This window comes from Pseudomonas sp. ANT_H4, assembly GCF_008369295.1.
Classification (GTDB): domain Bacteria; phylum Pseudomonadota; class Gammaproteobacteria; order Pseudomonadales; family Pseudomonadaceae; genus Aquipseudomonas.
Genome location: NZ_VOBG01000006.1, coordinates 293,747 through 300,075, shown reverse-complemented (window position 1 = coordinate 300,075; position 6,329 = coordinate 293,747). Strand labels below are relative to the sequence as shown.

Here is a 6,329-nt window from a genome sequence, read left to right as displayed (position 1 = left end):
TAGAGGTACACTTTTTCAACTTTGGCGTCGGGACGCATCATGGTTGCAGGCTCCTGAAAGAGATCGGGAGCACAGCTTCAGGCTTCAACTGACGGATTTGAATGTGGGCACGGTGGATCGCTTACGAATGTCAGGCTGTTGCAGACCTCTAAAATAGCGCAGCGCTCCTGCTCACTCAGGGCATTGCGTGGTCGCGGGCGCAGCGTAGTGGTACGCACATCGGCCTGCATCACCGGCGTCAATGCCCAGCGTTGCAGGCTGCGCAGCGACAGGCCAATCTCTGCACTGGCAATCGCTTTACGCGCACCAGAAGCCACGGCATGGTTAAAACGCTCAACGAGTTGTAGCCGTTCTGGCAGCGAGGTCAGACGTCCTCGTTGTCGCTTCCCCAGAAGGCATTCATCTTTTTTCGCAACACCAGGATCGCGGCAGTTTCTGCCAGCGCTTTGTCCTTGCGCCGTAGGTCGCGCTCCAGCTCGACAATGCGCTTTTTGTCAGCCCGCGCCTGCTCTCGCTCAGCTTGGCGTTGCGCCTGAGCGGACAACTGGCCGGTGATGCAGGCTTGACGCCAAGCGGCTATTTGTTCGGGATACAGCCCCTTGCTGCGACAGTATTCGCTGAGCTCGATTTCGCTCAGCGTGGCTGTATGCAACACCGCTGCGAACTTGGCTTCGCCCGACCAGTTATCGGCACTGTTTTTATTTCCGGGCACCACCGCGCCTCCTGCTTTGAGCTTGGAGCGCCAAGCATACAGCGTGGCTGGGGCGATGCCTTCCTGACGCGACAACTTGGCCACGGACATGTTTTGAGGAGGCAGTAACTTGTTGATAAGGGCCGCTTTACGCTCGGGTGAATAGCTCGACATGACAACTCTCTTTGACGCCCCCGATTTATCGTTTTGATAGATCAACTGAGGCGACAACTAGCCTGACACCGGGGGGGGCTGGCCATGCTCTTTTCGATCAACTGAGCCGGTTTGTCGGCGGTGACCGGCGCCGTTTCACAACCACGGCACGCGTAGACCTTGCGGATGTGTTTGATCACGCGGATCTGCATCGGCACGATTTCCAGCTGTTCACTGGTTTCTTCGCCGATGCTGTGTTTGCGGCAGCCACACGCGCAGGTCAGTTCGTGCTCGGGCAGTTCGTGGATGACTTCAATGCGCGGCAGATCGGCGGACAGCGGTTTGCGTTTGCCACGGCGTTGGGTCGGGGCAACAACTTCTTCGTCTTCGGCAATGCCTTCTTCCTGCACGGCAACGCTTTCGGCTTCGTTGAACAGCGCCAATTGCGGTGTGTCAGCTTCGACCGTCTGCTCGGATTTGCGGCCAAATAAACGGTCACGCAGCAACTTGATCTGTTCTTTCAGATCAACAATCTGGCCCTTGTCCAACTGACGCTCACTGAGCATCTGCACAAGCATTTGCTTGAGCAGAACCGGATCATCAGGGAGGTCTTCGGGCATCAAATTCATGCCCGGATTATATCCGATCAGGCGACGAATCGAGGGGTTAAAACTTGATGCGGACGGTTCCTCCAGAGGTCAAAACCATCCAGCAGCCAATTCAATTCTTGAACCGTTAGCACAATGGCTTCGTCGGTGAGATCAGGCGATGTTTTGAAGCGCTCGGACTCCAGGCGCTTGAGCCAAAGGCAAAAGCCGTTGCGCTCCCAATAGAGGATTTTCACTCGATTACGGTGGCGATTCAGGAAAACGAAAAGCACGGGATCGAACACCGCGACCTTGATATCCAATTCGACGAGGGCAGACAGGCCGTCGATAGATTTTCGAAAGTCCACGGGTTTAGGGTAGAGATACACTTTTTCAACTTTGGCGTCGGGACGCATCATAGTTGCTGGCTCCTGAAAGAGATCGGGAGCACAGCTTCAGGCTTCAACTGACGGATTTGAATGTGGGTACGGTGGATCGCTTACGTAAAAACTGGATGTTCAGCGACACGCCCAAGGGTGCCACTGCCAGTGCGCAGATCTATAGCCTGGTCGAAACTGCCAAAGCCAACGGCCAGGAGCCCTATACGTGGCTGCGCCACGTACTTGAACGCCTACCGCAAGCTACTTCGGTAGAGGACTTCGAAGCCTTGCTGCCGTGGAACTGTTCCCCAATTATCTCGCGCTAAAAGCACACATCGGTTTTTTGCCAGGTGTGGTTTATGGGTCGCTTACTTTGATACAGCATCGCTGGCTTACGCCAGCGTTCGTGACACACCCCAATAGAGGATTTTCACTCGATTACGGTGGCGATTCAGGAAAACGAAAAGCACGGGATCGAACACCGCGACCTTGATATCCAACTCGACAAGGGCAGACAGGCCGTCGATAGATTTTCGAAAGTCCACGGGTTTAGGGTAGAGGTACACTTTTTCAACTTTGGCGTCGGGACGCATCATAGTTGCTGGCTCCTGAAAGAGATCGGGAGCACAGCTTCAGGCTTCAATTAGCGGATTTGAATGTGGGCACGGTGGATCGCTTACTATGGATCGCATACGATCGAAACTGCCAAAGCCAACGGCCAAGAGCCCTATACGTGGCTGCGCCACGTACTTGAGCGCCTGCCGCAAGCTACTTCGGTAGAAGACTTCGAAGCCTTGCTGCCGTGGAACTGCTCGCCAGAGATGCCACGGTAACCATTAATCCCATCGTTTGGTATGTGGGATTCATGAGGCGCTTACACAGCATCAGGCTTCAACTGACAGTATTGAATGTGTACACGGTGGATCGCTTACATACAATCTATCGTCGTAAGAGCTTAGAAAAGGTAGCCAAAATAATTTTCAAGTCTATAAGAAAACCTTGTTCATCAATGTAAGCGAGATAATACTTCTGTTTTACGGGCAAAATAATATCAATGTATGCTTTCCGAGGATCACTATAGCCAGCCAATAATTGGTTTTCATCTATCATTTCAATTGACGCTCGATCAGTAATTCCAGGCCGAACAGAAAGAACTCTTTCGCGAATCTCTTTCGAATACATGTCTATAAATTCTTGAACTTCCGGTCGCGGCCCTACCAGGCTCATTCTTCCCAAAAAAACATCAATTAACTGGGGAAGCTCATCCAGCTTATATTTCCGTAAAAAATGGCCTGAGCGGGTTATACGACCATCACTGCCAATAGTTAAACGCCCCTCCTGCTCCGAATTAATATTCATAGTCCTAAACTTGTGAATACGAAAGGGTATCCCGTAACGTCCGAGCCTGACCTGTCTAAAAAAAACCGGGCCAGGTGAATCAAGCTTTATCCAGAAGGCTAAACACATGAAAAAAGGGGCTAATACCAACAGCCCAAAAATTGATAAAAATAGATCGAAAAAGCGCTTAAGCATTTTTCAGCACCTTGTGGATAGCATCGATAACACGATTCTGATCTTGCTCAGACATTTTCGTGTAAAGCGGTATAGAACATTCTTGTTCGTAAAGACGCTGTGCTACTGGATAGTCTTCAACCTGTAAATTACAGCTCTCTCGCCAATATGGCTGTAAGTGTAAAGGAATGAAATGCACTGAGCAGCCGACCCCTAACTCAGACATCTTTACGATAAATTCATCACGTGTGACTCCAGCCTCTGGGAGCAAGCGAATCGGGTATAGATGCCTCGCGTGTACATCTCCAATAGGCGCGCTTTGCGGCAATATAATTGGTAACCCTTGAAGTTCAGAGTTGTAGATCCGTGCCATTTTTTCCCGTTTTTCTTGAAAACTAGGCAAACGACGAAGTTGGTGAATTCCAATCGCAGCAGCAAGATCACTCATATTGTACTTGAAGCCTGGAGCGATTACTTCGTAAAACCATGCCGGAGTTTTTGATACATAACGATCAAACGAATCACGACTGATCCCATGCAAGCGCATAATACAGCAACGCTTTGCCAACTCGGGATCACTAGTGACAAGCATGCCACCTTCACCTGTGGTCATGGTTTTATTTGCATAGAAGCTAAAAACTGTAATGTCAGATTTTAGCGAACCAATATTTTGCCCTTTCCATGTTGTAGGCAAAGCATGAGCGGCATCCTCTACAACTTTCAAGCCATATTTCTTCGCTATAGAAAGAATTGAATCCATATCACAGCTTAAACCAGCAAAATGAACTGGCATGATAGCCTTGGTTCGGCTGGTGATAGCAGCTTCAATTGCAGAAGGTGAAATATTAAAGGTATCCTCCAGCACATCAACCATGATTGGCTGCGCCCCAAGATAACGGACAACTTCTGCAGTTGCAGTAAAGGTGTATGTAGGCAAAATAACTTCATCGCCAGGCCCTACACCTATAGCCTCTAAAGCCAAGTGAAGGCCGGCCGTCGCAGAATTCACTGCAATACTTTCTACGGAGCCCCCAATCAATACTGAAAAGTCTATTTCAAATTGACGGGTCTTGGGGCCAGTTGTTACCCATCCAGAGCGAAGTGTGTCTACTACTTCAGTGATTTCTTCCTCACCAATCTCCGGCAACGCAAATGGTAAAAAAACATTGTCTGTCATTAACTTACCTCCAGAATTTTAACTTGCCTTTATGATCTTCATAAAACGCAACATTTTTCGCCCTCCAGGCTGAGTAAAAAATGACTCAATATCATAGCCATTTTTTTTGTAAAACCCAATTACTGAATCGTTACCATGCTGATCTGTAGTTAGGTAAACAAAGGGAGACCCCGCAGCATATGCCTCATCTTCAAATACATCTAACAGTTTTTTGCCTAACGATTGCCCCTTAAATAATGGATCAATACCGATACTACTTAGTAAAGCCCCCCCTTGTAGACTATCAGGTCTATCACCACGATAAAAGACTGCAGCCCACAACTTCTTGATTACTAGCTCGGAATTTCGCAATAATGCTGGTAGAGCAAAAATGGCAAAGTACAACGCCCTCTTTCTTCTCAATTTAGGAAAAAATATTTCGGGCGTCGTCGCCCCGGCAGCAAACCCAATGACATCACCCTGCTCACTTAAAAGAACTATACAGACACCACTTTTAAATTTTAGGAATCCTGCATACATTTCTTTAAGAAATCTCTTCCCCAGCAGCGTCAGAAAAAAACCGGGAAAGGACTTAATATGAACATCTGAAATAGAATCTAGATCACGGTATTCTGCTTTTCTCAATCTCATTGAGTGCGCGCTTGTAGTCGATTCAAAATAGAAAGTGTCTTCTTCACACCGATGGCGCGAGACATTTTTTCTTGATAAAAACTTTTGCCAGCCAAGCCCATTACAGGCCATTGCTCTCGAAGAGAGATCAACTCTTGAATGGCGTGAGCAATTTCATCCGCATTTTCAGGTGACGCACAAACACCAGCCTCAGCATTTAAAATTATCTGATTTGCCTCACCACCTACAGCCATCAATATAGGCTTTCCTGAATTTAAATAAGCTTGTGTTTTCGACGGAATAGTAATTTTGAATAAAGGATCATCTCTAAGATGAACGACCAAAACGTCTGCACGCGCTAACTCAATTCCAACTTTTGCAGCCTGTATATAACCGGAAAAAAAAACATTCTTGGCCCCAATTTCGACCGCATAGGACTCAAGCTTTTCTTTTTCAACCCCTTCACCAATTAACCTTAGACTTACAGACGCTTCAGAAAAACGGGAAAACGCATCAATCACTGCTGATAATGACTGCGCCGCCCCAATATTTCCAGCATAGCAAAACTCGCCCCCCCTCGCTTGCCGTTCCGTACTATGTTGATGCACGTCTAAACCTTCACTCGCATGCCAATTAAAAATTACCGTTATTTTTTCCTCTGAAACTCCTCTTTCGACTAAAGCCTTTTTATATCCATCCGAAAGAACGACGATATGGTCAGCATTAGAATATACTTTATTACAGACCTTACCTAGAACCCTGTATATAAAACCCTCTTTTTGTAAACCAGTCGCAGCCAAAGCATCTGGCCATAGATCTTGAACGTCAGTTATGAAGGGGACTTTTTTGAATAGTTTTACAAGAGATGCAACAATCCCGGTTGTCAACTGAGGATGATACGCATAGATTATAGTCGGTCTAGCAACAGATAACGCCGCGATTGACGAACTTATCATAAATGAAGCGTACGACAGCGCCCTCGCTAGCTTTGACTTCGAATGGGAAATAAATGACCAGACGCGTATAATCCGTACGCCACCATGTTGCTCCACTGCCCATGGTCTGACTTTATAACCTGGAAAAATTTTACCTGTGGGGTAATTTGGAAATGTTGTTATTACATCAATCTGCATACCCTGAGCTTGTAGTTCTTTTAAGTATGCAAGACCTTTAATTGAGTACTCAGGATCAAAAAGTTGGCTTATAAATAATAGACGCAT

6 protein-coding genes and 4 pseudogenes are annotated in these 6,329 nt (G+C 47.4%); 2 read left to right on the top strand and 8 right to left on the bottom strand.

Annotation, left to right across the window (positions count from 1 at the left end):
• Positions 1 to 110 precede the first annotated feature (110 nt).
• The 3 genes and pseudogenes from FQ182_RS10745 to tnpB (FQ182_RS10735) all read right to left on the bottom strand — a co-directional run.
• Positions 111 to 865: pseudogene (locus tag FQ182_RS10745) on the bottom strand (transposase); the annotation flags it as partial.
• A 74-nt stretch (positions 866 to 939) separates the two neighbouring features.
• Positions 940 to 1,473, bottom strand: a pseudogene (locus FQ182_RS10740) (IS66 family transposase zinc-finger binding domain-containing protein); the annotation flags it as partial.
• A 17-nt stretch (positions 1,474 to 1,490) separates the two neighbouring features.
• Positions 1,491 to 1,850 (bottom strand): IS66 family insertion sequence element accessory protein TnpB, encoded by a 360-nt coding sequence (gene tnpB / locus FQ182_RS10735; RefSeq protein WP_256666438.1) that lies wholly within the window; start codon positions 1,848 to 1,850, stop codon positions 1,491 to 1,493.
• Between the two features lie 83 nt (positions 1,851 to 1,933).
• On the opposite strand from tnpB (FQ182_RS10735), the pseudogene FQ182_RS10730 reads away from it, so the two are divergent.
• A pseudogene (locus FQ182_RS10730) lies at positions 1,934 to 2,137 on the top strand (transposase domain-containing protein); the annotation flags it as partial.
• Between the two features lie 66 nt (positions 2,138 to 2,203).
• On the opposite strand, the gene tnpB (FQ182_RS10725) reads toward FQ182_RS10730, so the two are convergent.
• Positions 2,204 to 2,407, bottom strand: coding sequence for an IS66 family insertion sequence element accessory protein TnpB (tnpB, locus tag FQ182_RS10725; RefSeq protein WP_256666146.1), 204 nt, complete (start codon positions 2,405 to 2,407; stop codon positions 2,204 to 2,206).
• A 99-nt stretch (positions 2,408 to 2,506) separates the two neighbouring features.
• Here tnpB (FQ182_RS10725) and FQ182_RS10720 point away from each other — a divergent pair.
• Positions 2,507 to 2,644: pseudogene (locus FQ182_RS10720) on the top strand (transposase domain-containing protein); the annotation flags it as partial.
• Positions 2,645 to 2,750: 106 nt separating this feature from the next.
• On the opposite strand, the gene FQ182_RS10715 reads toward FQ182_RS10720, so the two are convergent.
• The 4 genes from FQ182_RS10715 to FQ182_RS10700 are packed head-to-tail and all read right to left on the bottom strand — an operon-like array spanning position 2,751 to position 6,329.
• On the bottom strand, positions 2,751 to 3,344 hold the full coding sequence (locus FQ182_RS10715) for a sugar transferase (RefSeq protein ID WP_149411598.1): 594 nt from the start codon (positions 3,342 to 3,344) through the stop codon (positions 2,751 to 2,753).
• Positions 3,337 to 4,500, bottom strand: coding sequence for a DegT/DnrJ/EryC1/StrS aminotransferase family protein (locus FQ182_RS10710; RefSeq protein WP_149411597.1), 1,164 nt, complete (start codon positions 4,498 to 4,500; stop codon positions 3,337 to 3,339). The genes FQ182_RS10715 and FQ182_RS10710 overlap by 8 nt, the downstream gene beginning before the upstream one ends.
• Positions 4,501 to 4,518: 18 nt before the next feature.
• Positions 4,519 to 5,130, bottom strand: coding sequence for an N-acetyltransferase (locus tag FQ182_RS10705; RefSeq protein WP_178114426.1), 612 nt, complete (start codon positions 5,128 to 5,130; stop codon positions 4,519 to 4,521).
• A complete protein-coding gene (locus FQ182_RS10700; protein WP_149411595.1) occupies positions 5,127 to 6,329 on the bottom strand; it encodes a glycosyltransferase family 4 protein in 1,203 nt (400 codons plus the stop codon). Before FQ182_RS10700 ends, FQ182_RS10705 begins: the two co-directional genes overlap by 4 nt.

What these genes read in the sequence shown, in the direction of transcription:
- tnpB (WP_256666438.1), bottom strand. Translation starts at nt 1,850, where the DNA reads ATGATGCGTCCCGACGCCAAAGTTGAAAAAGTGTATCTCTACCCTAAA.
- tnpB (WP_256666146.1), bottom strand. Translation starts at nt 2,407, where the DNA reads ATGATGCGTCCCGACGCCAAAGTTGAAAAAGTGTACCTCTACCCTAAA.
- FQ182_RS10715 (WP_149411598.1), bottom strand. Translation starts at nt 3,344, where the DNA reads ATGCTTAAGCGCTTTTTCGATCTATTTTTATCAATTTTTGGGCTGTTG.
- FQ182_RS10710 (WP_149411597.1), bottom strand. Translation starts at nt 4,500, where the DNA reads ATGACAGACAATGTTTTTTTACCATTTGCGTTGCCGGAGATTGGTGAG.
- FQ182_RS10705 (WP_178114426.1), bottom strand. Translation starts at nt 5,130, where the DNA reads ATGAGATTGAGAAAAGCAGAATACCGTGATCTAGATTCTATTTCAGAT.
- FQ182_RS10700 (WP_149411595.1), bottom strand. Translation starts at nt 6,329, where the DNA reads ATGCGTCTATTATTTATAAGCCAACTTTTTGATCCTGAGTACTCAATT.